At 47.9% G+C, this 14,461-nt stretch carries 16 protein-coding genes; 5 read left to right on the top strand and 11 right to left on the bottom strand.

What is annotated here, in order from left to right:
• Positions 1-268: 268 nt before the first annotated feature.
• From astE to seqA, 9 genes are all read right to left on the bottom strand, one after another.
• Positions 269-1,330: a succinylglutamate desuccinylase gene (gene astE / locus ACTZWV_RS08875; protein WP_444786199.1), complete on the bottom strand. Its 1,062-nt coding sequence runs from the start codon at positions 1,328-1,330 to the stop codon at positions 269-271.
• An 84-nt stretch (positions 1,331-1,414) separates the two neighbouring features.
• Positions 1,415-3,157 carry a GGDEF domain-containing protein gene (locus ACTZWV_RS08880; protein WP_444786200.1) on the bottom strand — a complete coding sequence of 581 codons (1,743 nt, stop codon included), beginning with the start codon at positions 3,155-3,157 and terminating at the stop codon, positions 1,415-1,417.
• 13 nt (positions 3,158-3,170) lie between these two features.
• Positions 3,171-3,443, bottom strand: coding sequence for a hypothetical protein (locus ACTZWV_RS08885; RefSeq protein ID WP_444786201.1), 273 nt, complete (start codon positions 3,441-3,443; stop codon positions 3,171-3,173).
• A gap of 77 nt (positions 3,444-3,520) precedes the next feature.
• The gene (locus tag ACTZWV_RS08890) at positions 3,521-3,991 is read right to left on the bottom strand and encodes a GNAT family N-acetyltransferase (protein ID WP_444786202.1); all 471 of its coding nucleotides are present in this window, start codon (positions 3,989-3,991) and stop codon (positions 3,521-3,523) included.
• Between the two features lie 42 nt (positions 3,992-4,033).
• Positions 4,034-4,843: an SAM-dependent methyltransferase gene (locus ACTZWV_RS08895; protein WP_444786203.1), complete on the bottom strand. Its 810-nt coding sequence runs from the start codon at positions 4,841-4,843 to the stop codon at positions 4,034-4,036.
• A 62-nt stretch (positions 4,844-4,905) separates the two neighbouring features.
• Positions 4,906-5,769: a hypothetical protein gene (locus tag ACTZWV_RS08900; RefSeq protein ID WP_444786204.1), complete on the bottom strand. Its 864-nt coding sequence runs from the start codon at positions 5,767-5,769 to the stop codon at positions 4,906-4,908.
• Between the two features lie 119 nt (positions 5,770-5,888).
• Positions 5,889-8,375: a glycogen/starch/alpha-glucan phosphorylase gene (locus ACTZWV_RS08905; RefSeq protein ID WP_444786205.1), complete on the bottom strand. Its 2,487-nt coding sequence runs from the start codon at positions 8,373-8,375 to the stop codon at positions 5,889-5,891.
• Positions 8,376-8,527: 152 nt separating this feature from the next.
• Positions 8,528-10,177 (bottom strand): phosphoglucomutase (alpha-D-glucose-1,6-bisphosphate-dependent), encoded by a 1,650-nt coding sequence (gene pgm, locus ACTZWV_RS08910; RefSeq protein WP_444786206.1) that lies wholly within the window; start codon positions 10,175-10,177, stop codon positions 8,528-8,530.
• 11 nt (positions 10,178-10,188) lie between these two features.
• Positions 10,189-10,695 carry a replication initiation negative regulator SeqA gene (seqA, locus tag ACTZWV_RS08915; RefSeq protein ID WP_444786207.1) on the bottom strand — a complete coding sequence of 169 codons (507 nt, stop codon included), beginning with the start codon at positions 10,693-10,695 and terminating at the stop codon, positions 10,189-10,191.
• Positions 10,696-10,802: 107 nt separating this feature from the next.
• On the opposite strand from seqA, the gene ACTZWV_RS08920 reads away from it, so the two are divergent.
• The 4 genes from ACTZWV_RS08920 (at position 10,803) to fldA (ending at position 12,671) form a co-directional block, all read left to right on the top strand.
• Complete coding sequence (locus ACTZWV_RS08920) at positions 10,803-11,576, top strand: alpha/beta fold hydrolase (protein WP_444786208.1); 774 nt, start codon at positions 10,803-10,805, stop codon at positions 11,574-11,576.
• 66 nt (positions 11,577-11,642) lie between these two features.
• Positions 11,643-11,840 carry a DUF2788 domain-containing protein gene (locus ACTZWV_RS08925; RefSeq protein ID WP_305550641.1) on the top strand — a complete coding sequence of 66 codons (198 nt, stop codon included), beginning with the start codon at positions 11,643-11,645 and terminating at the stop codon, positions 11,838-11,840.
• A gap of 14 nt (positions 11,841-11,854) precedes the next feature.
• Positions 11,855-12,127 (top strand): LexA regulated protein, encoded by a 273-nt coding sequence (gene ybfE / locus ACTZWV_RS08930; RefSeq protein WP_305550639.1) that lies wholly within the window; start codon positions 11,855-11,857, stop codon positions 12,125-12,127.
• Positions 12,128-12,140: 13 nt separating this feature from the next.
• Positions 12,141-12,671 (top strand): flavodoxin FldA, encoded by a 531-nt coding sequence (fldA, locus tag ACTZWV_RS08935; protein WP_444786209.1) that lies wholly within the window; start codon positions 12,141-12,143, stop codon positions 12,669-12,671.
• 55 nt (positions 12,672-12,726) lie between these two features.
• Here the strand turns inward: fldA and ACTZWV_RS08940 are convergent, their stop codons facing one another.
• A complete protein-coding gene (locus tag ACTZWV_RS08940) occupies positions 12,727-13,197 on the bottom strand; it encodes a DUF4442 domain-containing protein (RefSeq protein ID WP_444786210.1) in 471 nt (156 codons plus the stop codon).
• Positions 13,198-13,352: 155 nt separating this feature from the next.
• On the opposite strand from ACTZWV_RS08940, the gene fur reads away from it, so the two are divergent.
• Entirely contained in the window at positions 13,353-13,793 is a 441-nt protein-coding gene (gene fur / locus ACTZWV_RS08945; protein WP_305550635.1) for a ferric iron uptake transcriptional regulator, read from the top strand.
• A 58-nt stretch (positions 13,794-13,851) separates the two neighbouring features.
• On the opposite strand, the gene ACTZWV_RS08950 is transcribed toward fur, so the two are convergent.
• A complete protein-coding gene (locus ACTZWV_RS08950; RefSeq protein WP_444786211.1) occupies positions 13,852-14,355 on the bottom strand; it encodes a GNAT family N-acetyltransferase in 504 nt (167 codons plus the stop codon).
• Between the last annotated feature and the right edge of the window lie 106 nt (positions 14,356-14,461).

The following is a 14,461-nucleotide window of genomic DNA, read 5'->3' on the forward strand; positions in this document are numbered from 1 at the left end:
TGTCAGACAGGTGGCAGCTCCGCCAGCCCGGCCTTGGTATCAGGCTGGCGGAACTTAGCTTCTACCGTCCAGTATAGCGGCTTTAACCGCTCTCCCCGTTTTGTGCCTGGCGTTAGCCGGCACCGGTGTGTTCTGATTATTATCGGCGGCAACTTTACCTTTACGTAAACTGCATTGCAACCGCCGGCCGGGTTTGCTCCGGCAGGCTGCGCGAACGACTGTCAGCTTAAATTTACTCTTTACAGCAGTATACTGTGGTAATCAGCCGTTAAGCGATATTGTGCGCCACTGTAGTGGGCACCACCATCAGCATAGCGCGCTGGCCTATGGCCACTTTGGCATTGGGGAAAATAATCGCTTCACCTTCGCGCTCTACTCTGTACTCAATATCACCGTCTGTCGCCAGCAAAGTGCCTTGCGGATAAGCAGTAAAGTTTTCTACGTCATCAGCAAAGTGCAGTTTAAACTCCTGCGTTTGCTTATTGATCGCGCGATACACCTGATACAGCTGAAATTGCTGCTCATCAAACTGTACTGTGCTCACCGCTGCTTCGCTAACCAGTTGCCGCAGCGCAGCACGTGCTTTGGCAAAGCGTTGCATATCGTTCCGGCCAAACGGCTGCACCTTACCCAGTTCAATGGTAAAGGCATCTGCGCCATGGCTGTTAGATGCATAGTAACTAAAGGTAGACGCCGGCGTTTGCATTAACAGCACTGTCGTGACATCACAGGCCTGCAAAAACTCAAACTGGGCCTTTTGCCACGGCTTATTATGCAAAAACGGATACACGGCGAATTTTTCAAACCGCGAGCCGCGGATAGCGGTGTGTAAATCATATAAATAACGGTTACGCGGCACCGAATTGGTTACGCGTACCTCTTGATAGAAACGGCTGACATAGTCCTCCAACGCCTTGGCCCGCTTGCGCTCAGCGTTAATAAGGCCCGCCCCCATGCTGTGGTGGCCGGAAAACAGCCTGTTCATATTTTCGCTAATTTCGCGTGTGCCGGCGTTGATAGCCGCAGGGTTGCCAAACAGTACTAACAAGCGGTGTTTAAGTTGAAGTTGGCCGGTTAGCAGGTCTTTTACCAGCTCAGCGCAAATTTCTATCGGCGCCGTTTCATTTCCGTGCACACCGCAAGATAGCACTATGTCTTTTGGGCTCAGTTGCGCCGGGGTAAAACAGATAACGCCGGTGTCCCAAATAGCAACTGAGGTGCCATCTGTCAGATCAAATTGCGCCGGTGCCAAGCCGTCAGGATTGTTCAGAGTAAGCTTGAGAAAGTCACCGTGTTGTAGCAGTTGCTCTTGTAGTAATGATTGCGCCATGCGCCAGCTCCCTGTTGTCGGATTGGCGCAGATTCTACCCCGGTTCAGCTGTGCAACAAACCCCACAGCAGCTATACCGTGCAGCTAGGCTGAAAAAGCCATCACCTGGTCGCGGCCGGCTTCTTTGGCGCTGTACATGGCGTTATCAGCATCGGCTAACAGCTGCTTGAGCTGATAACCGGAAGTATCAGAGCCGCAAACGCCGAAGCTGGCGCTAAGCGGAAATTGTTTACCGCAGTCTGTACTATCAATACCGGCAATCGCATCGCGGCAAATTTCAGCCAGCAATACCGCTTTGTCGGTCTGGCAGCCCGGCAGTACCACGGCAAACTCTTCCCCACCGATACGGCCAAATACGTCATTATTGCGCATAAAGTTGCGACAGGTTTTTACCACTTGCTGCAGTGCCCAGTCACCCGCCGCATGGCCGTGCATGTCATTAATATTTTTAAAGTAATCTAAATCGAATAGTATTACCGCCACCGGCTTGGCGTTCTTTTCACAGTACTCCAGCGCTACTTTGGCCTGGTTGTTAAAGTGATAACGGTTACTGATCCCCGTTAGCTGGTCATACTCAGCAATTTTCTTAAAGCGCTTGCGGCCGGACATGCCACGGTAGGCCAGGAAACTTAACAGCACTAACACTGAAGTCAGTACCAGCATGATCAAGCGATTCTGCTTCACTTCATGCTCGTAAAGATTTTTTTGTAACGACAGCAACTCATTGTCTTTGTCTAACAACGCAATACGTTGATTTTTTACTTCTAATTCGCCCTCAGCTAAATGAAAAGCTAATTGTTGATTAGTTTTTTCATCCTGATACTTTTTTTCCAGCTCACTGTATTTTTCAAAATACGTTAATGACGCCTTATAATTACCTTTGTATTTCTCTATCTGTGATAACAATTTATATGCAGCAACCTGAGCGATATTTACCGATGAACCTTCTACATAACTTAAAGCCTGAACCGCAAATTTCTCTGCATTAGGCAAGTTCTCAGATTGTAAATATGCAGTTGATACTTCAAGTAAGACACCCGCGATTACCATAGGGTAAGTAGTAGTATGAAGTTCTTCAGAAAAAGTACTATAGGACGCAATGACATCGTCATAGCGGCGCTGCATCATTAGCGCTTCCATTTTATCTCTGAGTAAATGAGCTTTGGGAATGGATTCGTTTACCTCAGTACACGTGGCCACAGCATCATCAATTGCAGCAAAAAAACCTTCTAACTGTTTTAGCTTTAACACCGAATGGAGTTTATGGGCCAGGATCCTGCATACTAAGCGGCTTTCCGTTGCCGAATTTAAAAACTGCTCTGCGTAAAACAAAGCAATCTCGTGCTTTTCGATACCGTTGTATAACAGGGCAATATTGCCTACCGCCTGAGCTTTTGCGACAGGGTTTGTTACTGAAGGCAACTGCCGGTTAATTTCTCCCAACAGCAAAAAAGCGTTTAAATAATCATTCGATAAAGCATAAAGATTGACCGCCAGCACTTTGCCACGAAAGTGATACAAACTATGGTGTTCAGTTTGTAAAAGCGGTTCAAGATAAGAAAATGCCCGCTCATATTCACCGGAAAGCGTCTTCTCATAACCCTTCAACAGCAGGAAATATGCCTTTTCTTCGGAGGTAAAAGTGCCCTTAAGTTTATCCAGGTCTTGCAAACCAAGACTAAACTGTTCGAAACTGGTTAAACGGATCTCTTCTAACTGCTCAAGTTTTGCAATAACACCGGCCGCATGCAGCACAGTAGAAAAATACAATAAATATAAAGCCAGCAATAACTTGCCGGCTTTATGCATCAAAGCAGTTAATTTCATAAAGTCTGTAATATCAACAACAGGCTTTTTCCTGTTGTTCGTCATCGTTTGGTTCAGGCTGTTCTGCCGGTGACTCATCAGGTTCAGGTTGAGTAACCATACAGACTATTTTGCTACGTACATTAAGCATCATTTCAAGTTTTGCGACATCTCTCTCAGCTATAGCTTGTTGGATCTCAACATCCATATTCAACGGATTTAAAATAGCAGAATAGTTATAAGTGTTGGCTTTCGAAAAAGTAGCTGTTTTACCTATTGCCTCAAGAGCTTCAATTGTTTTATTCATTTTGGTTCCTTTAAATTACCAGATAGAAAAGACTTTTTATTTTAAACATCCTGAATCAACCAAGCATGGCTTTCAGGCTAACATGACAAACTTAATATTTTATAGAAATGTTGGACGTTCTCAGCACTACGTTCAAAACCGATCTTTTTAGCCGCCCGTATTGCTGGGATATTGCGTTTATCTATATTCATTGTCAATCTGGTTATGCCTAATTGACTTGCCAGGTTTTGACCAAGCGCTAAAGTGGCTTCCTCGGCATAGCCCCTCTTTTGTGCGCCAGACAGCAACATGTTTCCAATTTCGGCGCACCGCTGTGCAACCGATAGCTTACTTACTGCGCATACTCCTACGGCTTGATTATCCTCAAGCGTAAGTACGGTGTAATAGAACTGCGCAGCCTCTGCTTTGCAGTTACTCTTTATCACAGACGCAAACATATTCTGCAATATCTTTCCTTGTAATACTGGCCCGATAAAACGCATTATTCGCTCATCGGAATAAAGCTGTTCAAACAGCTTAAAATCATCACTTGTTGCCAGTCTTAACATTAATCTGTCAGTAAAGATTATTTCAGTTCGCATCGTTTTTCGTTATTTCCCTAAGCCTGCATTCTCTGAATATTCAGACGACAATAACTCCAACCGATCAAGCACCGCTTGATTTTCTTGCATTTTTTTTAATGGAGAAATAACCAAAGTGGTCTTCAGATCCAACTCAACATTCAGCAACTCAGACAAAGGTAAATGCTCAATTCTGGGTTGTTGAATTGGTAGAGTTGCAGCTTCGTACAAAGTGACAAGATGATTTCCAGGATAGAGATCTGTAAGAAGCTCAAGCAATACTTGTCTATAGGCTGTAACCGTTGACAGCTTGGCCAAAGAACGATCGCCGGCTACCGCAACCTGCCATAAAATCAGATAAGCAGCTGTATCGATATTGCGTTTATAGAACATAAACTGGCTGGTCTCAAAATGCTGACAGCCGTAAGTGCCGGGGTCGATACCTAAATCAGCATACAGGCAATCTTCTGCTGAAATGCCCGGCTCCATATGGGCGTTATACCCCAGCTCACGCGCTTGCTTAATGGCATTGTGCGGTACCCGGGCAAATACACCGGGGTGACCGTAAAAGGCCCCTACTACCTTTTTGCCGGCGCTAACTTCGGCCAGCATCGCCGCGACCATCTCGCGATAGGTCAGCATGCGCGATTTGCCTTCCAGATAATACGGCTGTAATGAGCGCACGTCGGCGTTCATCTGCTCTATCCATTGTTCGGTAATACCATCGGCCACCAACACAAATACTACGTCGGCCTGTTCGATATAACTGCGGGAAAGCGGGCTGATATGAGAACCCAATGTCATGCCGGTGCCGACACAAACTAAACTACCTGACTGCAAAATACGTCCTTGCTGTTTTTCTTTGTACTATAAGGCGTAGCGCTTAGTGCTGGCAAGCCTGATCATGGCTTAACTGCCGGCAAATGTTGCCGGTTAAAGCGGCTGTAGTTCTTGTTGTCGAACCAAAATTGCAAACTTTGCTGTAAGCCTTCATCGCCGCGGATCTGCGGCATCACCTGATTAATTTGTTTAATAACACTCTGGCCCCAGGCATTATTACTGCAGCCGATAGCGCCGTATACCGGCTGTTGGTGGTTTTCAGCAATGGCTAATAATGCCAACTGCTCGCCGCTGGTAAGCTCGTAGTAGCGCTTAATAAAGCTGTAATCTACAGTGTAATCTAACCGCTGCGAGCTAATCATCTGTAATATCGCTGTAGGGCCGTTATCGCCGGAGCGCACCAACCTGTTACCGGGCCTGTTATCCATACCTTCAATAAACGGCTGTAACACACCATAGCGCCGCCCGGCCGGATAGCCAAAATTAAAATCTTCATCGGCCAGCAGATCGGCGAGGGAAACCGGTTGCGGATACTTCTTTTTGATCTGCTCTGCTGCCTTTTTGTGGCTGATAATATAATGTGGCGGGTAAACATGGGTAGGTTGGCTATAGACGGCGCCCTGCTCCCCTTGTGCTTTGTGGATCATACAGGGAAAACACAGGTTTTCTGAGCGCTCCAGCGCCAGCCCAATCCGGGGTTGCGGTAACACTTGACGCTGCTTTATCAGCTCGGGTAAATAACGGTGTACGGTGTTAATCAGCTCGTCACACAGACCTTGCTGCTTATAGTCACCCTGCATAATGTGAAAAGGTGGTGCAGTATTTACCGCCCAATTAATTTGGCCGGCCGGCGTGGCCTGATCATTTTGTGCGCTGACTTCTGCCAGTGACAAAAATAACAACGCGAACAGTGCTGTAGTTGGCATAACACGGCCGTTATCAACAGTTGGTTAACGCAGTATAGACAACACTGTTATGCCACATCGCAGCATAAGCTGATAAACAGATGATAAAAAAGCCTGTCAATGACAGGCTTTTTTCGACGTTAGCTGCGTTTTACCGCACATTTCTCCAGCTGCCATACCCGGCTGACATAGTCTTCAATCGAGCGATCCGAGGTAAACTTACCTACCAGGGCAGTATTGAGCATGGCTTTTTTCGCCCAGCCGGCTTTATCGCGGTACCACTGATCAACTTTTTCATGCGCTTTAACATAGGTTTCAAAGTCTGCCAGTACCAGATAAGGATCACCGCCTTCGAGCAGGCTGCGCTTAATTGCGGCCAGCTCACCTGGTTTACCCGGGGTAAAGTAATCGGTTTCCAGCCAGTCCAGAATGGCTTTAATTTCCGGATTAGCATAGTAGTAATCCATGCTGTTGTAGCCATTGGCATGCAGTGCTTTTACTTCATCTACCGTTAAACCGAAGATAGCAATATTGTCTTCACCCACTTCTTCGGCAATTTCGATATTAGCACCGTCTAAGGTACCTACCGTAATGGCGCCGTTTAATGCCAGTTTCATATTGCCGGTGCCGGAGGCTTCTTTACCGGCGGTAGAGATTTGCTCGGATACATCCGCTGCCGGGATCATTTTCTCCGCCAGAGTTACGCGGTAGTTCGGCATAAACACCACTTTAATACGGTTTTTAATCCGCTTATCGTGGTTAATCTTATCGGCTATCTTGTTGATAGCGTAGATAATTTCTTTTGCCAACTTATAGCCTGGCGCGGCCTTGGCACCAAACAGGAATACCCGTGGTGTCATGTCGTAATCCGGCTCCTGCAAAATACGGCGGTATAAGGCAAGAATATGCAGCAGGTTCAGGTGCTGGCGCTTGTATTCGTGCAGGCGTTTAATCTGAATATCAAAGATGGCATGCGGATCAATGTCGATATTGGTCAGCTTTTTCACCACTGTAGCCAGCTCGGCTTTATTTTGCTGCTTAATTGCCATAAAGGCGTCTTGCACAGCGGCATCATCTGCAAAGGCGGCAAACTTAGACAATTGCTTCAGATCGGTTGGCCATGCCGTGCCGATTTTTTCATCCAGCAGCTTAGCCAGTTTCGGGTTACAGGCTTTTAACCAACGTCGTGGTGTCACACCATTGGTCACGTTGGTAAATTTGTCCGGCCACAGTGCTACCATTTCAGGGAACAAATCAGACTTAACCAGTTGCGAATGAATTTCGGCTACGCCATTAACGCGGAACGATCCCACCACAGATAAGTGGCCCATGCGCACCATAGGATCATGGCCGTCTTCAATAATCGACAGTTTACGCTTTTTGTCGTTATCACCGGGCCACAACACATCCACTTGCTCAACCAGAAAGCGGCGGTTAATCTCGTAAATAATTTCCAGATGGCGTGGCAGCACTTTTTCAAATAACCGTACCGCCCATTTCTCTAACGCCTCAGGCAACAAGGTATGATTGGTATAGGCAAACACCTGCTGGCATAAGGCCCATGCCTGGTCCCACTGCATTTCAGCGCGATCAACTAAAATACGCATCAGCTCGGGAATAGCAACCGCCGGGTGAGTATCATTCAGCTGGATCACCACCTGGTTGGCAAACTCGCTCCAGTCATCACCGTGGCTGCGTTTATAGCGGCGGATAATGTCTTTTAGCGAACAGGACACAAAAAAGTATTGCTGAATTAAACGCAGCTCTTTACCGGCATCGGTTTCATCGTTCGGGTACAGTACTTTGGAAATGGTTTCGGCTTCGATGTTTTCGCGCGCCGAGTCAATATAACCGCCGGAGTTAAATACGTCCCAGTTAAAGAAATCACTGGCCCGGCTTTCCCACAAGCGCAATACATTTACTGAGCTGCCGTTATAGCCCACTACCGGAATATCCCAGGGCACACCTTTAATGATACGGCCCGGGTGCCAGACTTTTTTCATCTTGCCCTGCAGGTCATATACGGTTTCGACATAGCCATATACCGAGATTTCCTGCACCGATTCCGGCCGGCAAATCTCCCACGGGTTCCCGTATTCACGCCAGCTGTCCGGTCGCTCAATTTGGCGGCCATCCTGAAAGCTCTGGCGAAATAAACCATGTTCGTAATGAATACCGTAGCCAATTGCCGGGTAGTTTAACGTTGCCAGCGAGTCGATAAAGCAGGCCGCTAAACGGCCCAGACCGCCGTTACCCAATGCCATATCCTCTTCCTGATCTTCCAGGTCGGCGATATTCATGCCCAGCTCACTCAGTGCCTGTTTAGCCTGGTCATATAAGCCCAGATTATGCAGGTTATTGCTGAATAAACGGCCCATCAGATACTCAAGGCTGAAATAGTGTAAAGCACGGGTGTTTTGCTCATAATGCGTGCGCTGGGTATTACGCAGGCCATCAAACACCTGCTCATTTACTGCCGCGCATGTTGCGCTCCACCACGCCTGGGGACTGGCTTTATTTACGTCCGTACCGAGGGTTGAATGCAGGTGGCGGATGATTTGTTCTTTCAGCTGTTCGGTATTAATTTGCGTAATACCGCTGCCGGCAGTTGAGGTATGTGTTTTCATTACAAGTCCTGATAGTTTGCTGCCTGTGATAGTCACATAATACTGCTAAGTGTAAAATTATTACCAAAAAATACCTTAATACAGCGTTTCAGGCAAAATTAAAGGCCATGAATGTAATTTAATTACACAACTAATCATAGCCTTTGAGCGCGTTAAATCTGACTGAATACGTATTCAACGAACGCTTTGGCGTCATGCTCTAACTGCAGCAGATGCGCCTGATTAACAAAACTTTCCAGATAAATTTTATAGGCATTCTCGGTACCGGACGGTCTTGCAGCAAACCAACCATTACGGGTTACTACTTTTACGCCGCCAATATCGGCATTATTGCCAGGCGCCCGCGTCATTACCGCCACAATATCATCACCGGCAAGGCTGGTTTGCTGCACGCTGCTGACATCGAGCTTTTTCAGCGCCGCTTTTTGCTCCGGGCTGGCCGGTGCATCTAAGCGCCGGTACAATGGCGAGCCTAACTCTTTGGTTAACGCCTGATACTGCTGGTAGGGATCTACCCCGGTTTTTGCCAGCATTTCTGCCGCCAGCAACCCCAGAATAAAACCGTCTTTATCGGTTGACCAGGCACTGCCGTCAAAGCGCAGGAAACTGGCGCCGGCGCTCTCTTCACCGCCAAACGCCACTGTGCCTTTGTGCAGCCCGTCAACAAACCATTTAAAGCCTACCGGCACTTCCAGCAGGTTTCGGCCACGTGCTGCCACCACGCGGTCAATCAAGGCACTGGACACCAGGGTTTTGCCAATTGCCAGCTGTTCAGACCAATCCGGCCGGTTGGCCAGTAAATAGTTGATAACCACCGCCAGGTAATGGTTCGGGTTCATCAGGCCGCCGCTGCGGGTCACTATGCCGTGGCGGTCAAAATCCGGGTCGTTACCAATGGCGATATCAAATTGGTCTTTTAACTGAATAAGGTTAGCCATGGCATAAGCTGAAGAGCAATCCATACGGATTTGGCCATCTTTATCCAGTGGCATAAAAGCAAATGCCGGGTCGACTTTATCGTTAACTACGGTAATGTTAAGCCCGTAGCGCTCGGCAATACGCGGCCAAAATGCGATGCCTGAACCACCTAAAGGGTCTACGCCGATGCGGATACCGGCTTTGGCAATGGCGGCCATGTCGATAACGTTTTCCAGATCATCAACATAGTGCTGAATATAATCAATATGTTGGCAATAACCGGATTGCAGCGCCAACGCATAAGGCATCATTTTTACGCCATCAAGATCTTTAGCCAATAACTCATTAGCGCGTTGCTCTATCCAGTTAGTCACATCGGTATCGGCCGGGCCACCGTGTGGCGGGTTGTACTTGATGCCGCCGTCCTGCGGTGGATTATGCGATGGCGTAATAACGATGCCGTCGGCCAGTTGACCGGTAGCGTCTTTGTTTTGCGTTAAAATGGCGTGCGAAATCACAGGCGTTGGCGTATAGCCCAGGTCTTTTTGTACACACACCTGAATTTTATTCGCGATCAACACTTCCAATGCGCTGGCAAACGCCGCTTCTGATAAGGCGTGGGTGTCTTTTCCCAAAAACAGCGGCCCGGTAATACCGTTCTTTTTACGGTAATCAGCAACTGCCTGGCAAATGGCTAACACATGCGGCTCGTTAAACGAGCAGTTCAGCGCACTGCCCCGATGCCCTGAGGTACCAAAGCTGACTTTGTGATCGGCATGCGTATGCACATCGGGTTCCAACACATAATAGGCGGTCATTAGCCGGCTGATATTCGGAATTAACGATGTGGGCACCTGTTGCCCGGCCAGCGGGTGTAAAGCCATAACTTTTCCTTTTATAACAAATCGCGAATACGTTCTGCATCCTGTTCACTATAGCCGAGTTTAATTGCTGTCTCGGTAAGCATCATTTTTTTGCGTGTCGTGTTTGAATTGGTAATCACCCAAAAGCCGGTGTTCGGGATTGGCTTAGGGTTGGTACTGCTGCCGGCTTCAGATAATTCCTCTGCGGTACGGCCAAAATACAAGCGGTTACGGCCTTTGATATCCAATACTTTATCAAACTGCTTTTTATGCGCTCTGGCCAGGGTAGATAAAATAAACAAGAAGCGGCCGACCACGCTCGATTCTGCCTGTAAATCTTGCTTGTTTATTAAGTCAAAAATATTACTGTTTAGCGCCACTTCAGGCGCGGCAACAACCGGCTCTGCCGCTACCACCACCTCAGCGTCTGCGTCTCCCAGCAGCAAGCGGCGTAATATTTCCGAAGCGCTTTCGCCAATTTTTTGAGTCTGGCCGGCAATGTACTGATACAGCTCGTCATCTATTTCGATGGTTTTCATATATTTATTCCGCACGCTAAAAGTGGCATCATTATATAAAGCCTTCTCGGCTGACGCCAGCGGCATGATGCGCAAGGCGCCGGCACTTGTTAACCGGATGCATTTTTATGCTTTTACATAGCCACAGCAGTGGTCAGCAAGACAGTAACACGGTACCGGTGGTACTGATACATGGCCTGTTTGGCAGTTACGAGAATTTAGGCGTTATCGAGCGCAGCTTAAGCGAACAGTATCGTGTACTGAATATCGATGTGCGCAATCATGGCCGCTCCGGCCACAGCGCCGACATGAATTATCAGCTGATGGCAGAGGATTTGGCACAAACGCTGGATCAGCTGAATATCCCTGTCGCGGTGTTATTAGGCCATTCGATGGGCGGTAAACTGGCCATGGCCTTTGCATTGCAATACCCGCAGCGGGTGAGCAAACTTATTCTGGCTGATATTGCACCGGTAGCTTATCCGCCGCGGCATAACAGTATTTTTGCCGGCTTAACTGCTGTTGATTTAGCCGGTATCAGCAGCCGTGCCGATGCTGACAAACAGCTGGCGCAACATATCAGCGAGCCGGGTGTGCGGCAGTTTTTACTAAAAAGTCTGGTAAAAGAAGATGATAGCTTTCACTGGCGCTTTAACCTGGCGGCGTTACAGGCGAACTATACAGCACTGGTAGACGCGCCCCTGACAGAGGGCTGCTATGATGGCCCGACACTGTTTATTAAAGGCGGTGATTCCGATTACATACTGCCGGAGCACAAAGCGCGCATTATGCAATTATTCCCACAAGCACAGGCAAAAATTATTCAGGGTACCGGCCATTGGCTGCATGCTGAAAAACCTGCCGCTTTTACCAAGCTGGTGCAGGACTTTTTATTGAGCTAACGCACTAATTTTTTGACGAAGTTATGCTATAGTGCGCGCACTTTTTTGCAGGTCAGGTAAAACAGGATGTCTTTAGAGCAATACGAGGCTATCGGTTTATGGCTTGGGCTGGGTATTCTGTACCTGTTTATTGTAATGGCAATACGTGATGTGCTGAAGAAAAGTAACGCGCCGAAGCTGGGGCAGTTTTTTGTCTGGCTGGTGCTGTTTCTGTCGCCGGCGGTATTTATTATCAAAAGCGTAGTGCCCTATTTTATCGAGTAGTAAGGTTAGGGTTAATGGCGAAGATAGCCACTGATCGCACCACGATTGATTTATTTGCTCAGGAAAAGCGCCCCGGCCGGCCGAAAACCAATCCGCTGCCACGGGAAGAACAGCTGAAACTAAACAAGCGGAATCAAATCAAACGTGATCGCAGTAAAGGTTTAAAACGCATTGAATTTAAAGTGTCTGACCAGCTGTACGCAGCGCTGAGTCAGCAGGCCGACCAGGCCGACATGACACGCAGTGCGTATATCGAACATATTTTGACACAAGCGTTAACCAGGTAAGAAGGTTAGATTAATGGCAACTGTAGGCATTTTTTTCGGTAGCGATACCGGTAACACTGAACATATCGCCAAGATGATCCAGAAAGAACTGGGCAAACACTTGTTCGACGTGCGTGATATCGCCAAAAGCAGCAAAGAAGATATTGCCGCCTTTGACTTACTGTTACTGGGTATTCCAACCTGGTATTACGGCGAAGCACAGTGCGACTGGGATGATTTCTTCCCCGAGCTGGATAATATCGACTTCAGTAACAAGCTGGTGGCTATATTCGGCTGTGGCGATCAGGAAGATTACGCAGAGTACTTCCTTGATGCTATGGGCACACTGCGCGATATTATCGAGCCTAAAGGCGCGATTATCGTTGGCCATTGGCCGACGGCCGGCTACAATTTTGTTGCCTCCAAAGCACTGGCAGACGATAACCACTTTATTGGTTTGGGCATCGACGAAGACCGTCAGCCCGAGCTTACCGCGCAGCGGGTAAAACAGTGGTGCAAACAAATTTATGACGAAATGAGCTTAAAAGAGTTCGAAGCGTTATAACACTGACAAAAACCGGCGCCGATGCCGGTTTTTTTCTGGCTGGCGTTTATCGACGCTAACCCGGTCTGTATTTGGCTTTTTTACGCACATATACCGTGCGGTTTACCTCGGCCACTATCTGGTTTTGGCTGTCTTTAATATGCACTAAAAACTGCGGAAAGTGCTTCTCACCACTGTCTGTCGCCGCTTTAATTTGCTCCACCGTATCGTCCGACAACCAAAACTCGGCCGTCAGTTTGCCTTTGCCCGGGGTAATAAAGTTAATATCGGCTTGCTTATCCCACACCAGATACTCTTTACCCAGTGCGCCCATCAGCATCAGCGGATACACCGGATCGGTCATGGCAAACATGCTGCCACCGAACTGGGTATTATTAATATTACGTGTCCAGGGCCTTGATTTCAGCTCAACCCGGCAATAGCGATAGTCATTGGCTAACTCTGCTACCTTGATGCCGGGAAACAAAAACGGCGGCCAAAAATTAAGTAAGTGCCGCATCACGGCGGGGTTAAATGCCCATTTCATAAATTCACTCTGGTATGACCTGTTTAATGCTATTGTACTTTGCTTATTGCGCAGCACAAGAGTGAGCCAGGCAATAAGAAGCCGTTTTTACCATTTCATTCCTGGCATAATGTCTTTATAATCTTTTGCATAGATAAGCCAGAGTTAGAGTTTTTATGTCAGATCACAACAGCGAGTTACGTAAAGCCGGCCTCAAAGTTACCCTGCCACGGGTAAAAATTTTAGAGATCCTGCAAGATCCGAATAATCAGCACATCAGTGCAGAAGACGTATACAAGCTGCTGCTGGAGATCGGCGAAGATATTGGCTTAGCCACGGTTTACCGCGTATTAAACCAGTTCGATGACGCCGGTATTTTAACCCGCCACCACTTTGAAGGCGGCAAATCGGTATTTGAACTGACCGGCGGCAGCCACCACGACCATCTGGTGTGTTTAAAGTGCGGTAAAGTGATCGAGTTTGAAGACGACGTGATAGAAGCCAAACAGCTGGAAATTGCCGAGCAAAACGGCATTAAGTTAACACATCACAGTTTATACCTGTATGGCGAGTGTACCGACACCGTACAGTGTAAGAAAAACAGCGAAATGAATTAACAGCGCTTAACGTAAAACGGCACCCTCGGGTGCCGTTTTTGTTTGTGCCACAAGGCAGCTAGGCTCCGGCAATGCCGGTATTAATCCGCGCCATGCTCAGCGCACTAACGTAATTACCATATTGAAACGCAAAGTCACTCAGCTCGGCCTCAACTTCAAAACCAAAACGTTCATACAAGGCTATAGCCGTTTCATTGCTGCTGTAGACCGTCAGCTCCATCCGGCGGATATTCAGCCAGTTGTCAGCCATTTCCAGCGCGGCCCGTAACAACGCAGAGCCTATGCCACGGCCCTGAAAATCTTCCGATACACCCATACCCAGTTCGGCCACATGGCGTCGGCGCGGGTTTTGACACACCTGCAAACCCAGCTGCCCCACCACTTTACCTTCGGTTTCTGCCACCAGGTTATAAAAGCCTGCGCCGGCATTATACAGCCGTTGCCAGTTGGCTACCGGCTGGTACGGCAGTTGCAGCGTATTAGCATACACAGTAGGTTGGTCATAAATTGCTTTAATAGCATCAATATCAGCAGGTTCGGCATGACGGATCACAGCAGGCATAATGGCATCCTTAACAGTATGAGGGGCTTATCTTAATGTGGTTTTGTTCAGCTCAACAAGAGCCTGAATGCAAAAAGCCGGCACAACGCCGGCTTTTTCTGACATT

The sequence above is a fragment of the Rheinheimera sp. NSM genome (assembly GCF_052380015.1).
Classification (GTDB): Bacteria; Pseudomonadota; Gammaproteobacteria; order Enterobacterales; family Alteromonadaceae; genus Alishewanella.